Origin of the sequence: Streptomyces sp. NPDC052107 (genome assembly GCF_040680215.1) — a bacterium.
Lineage (GTDB): Bacteria > Actinomycetota > Actinomycetes > Streptomycetales > Streptomycetaceae > Streptomyces.
On the sequence record NZ_JBFAWG010000332.1, the window covers coordinates 1 to 1,022 of the forward strand.

A 1,022-nucleotide genomic window follows, 5' to 3' on the forward strand; every position below is an offset into this window, starting at 1 on the left:
GTCTGTCCCGCCCCTCACCCCTCCTCGATGAACCCCTCCGCCACCAGCCACTCCTTCGCCACCGTGTGCGGGTCCTCCCCGTCCACGTCCACCTTCGCGTTCAGGGTCTGGGCGACCTCCGTCGTCAGCTTCTTCGCCAGCGGGGCCAGCAGCTCCGCGATCACCGGGTACTTCTCGAAGGTCGCCAGGTGGATGACCGGGGAGGCGTTGTAGTTGGGGAAGAAGTGCTTGTCGTCCTCCAGGACGTCCAGGTCCATCGCCTTGATCCGGCCGTCCGTGGTGAACACCTCGCCCAGCAGGCAGGAGTTGGACTCCGAGACCTGGGTGTAGATGATTCCGGCGTCCATCTTCTGGATGTTGGCGGCCGGGATCTTCATCCCGTACCGCTTCTCCATGCCGGGCAGCCCGTCGTCCCGGGAGGCGAACTCGTTCTCCACGCAGATCGTCACCGCGGACGGGTTCGACTTCGCCAGGGCGGCGACGTCGGAGAGGGTCTTGAGCTTGTACTTGGCGTTGTTCTTCTTGCTGATGGCCAGCGCGTACGTGTTGTCGAGCGGGGCCGGCGGCAGCCAGACCACGCCGTTGCCGCGGTCCTCGTCCCGTACCGCCTCGTACTGCTCCTTCGGGTCCACGATCGGGTCGGCGTGGCCGAGGAAGGTGATCCAGCCGGTGCCGGTGTAGTCCCACTGGGCGTCGGCGTCGCCGTTGATGATGGCCTCGCGGGCGCTGATCGAGCCCGGCAGGTTGGTGCGGTCGATGACCTCCGCCCCGGCCGCCTTGAAGACCAGGCCGGTCATCTGGCCGAGGATGATGTTCTCGCTGAAGTTCTTCGAGGTCACCGTGAGCGTCGCGCCCTTCAGCGGCTCGCCCCGCCCGACCGAGCCGGGGGAGACGTCGTCCACCATCGGGGAGCCGCTCTTCAGCCCGCAGCCGGCCACCAGCAGGGCCAGCGTCAGGGAGAGGGCCGCCGTCCTCCGTACCCGGCAGGGCCTTCCGTACGTACCCCTCACCGCTCCTCCAAC

1 protein-coding gene is annotated in these 1,022 nt (G+C 67.6%); it reads right to left on the reverse strand.

The features are described from left to right. Positions 1-14: 14 nt before the first annotated feature. A complete protein-coding gene (locus AB0M27_RS48240; protein WP_365732516.1) occupies positions 15-905 on the reverse strand; it encodes a glycine betaine ABC transporter substrate-binding protein in 891 nt (296 codons plus the stop codon). Between the last annotated feature and the right edge of the window lie 117 nt (positions 906-1,022).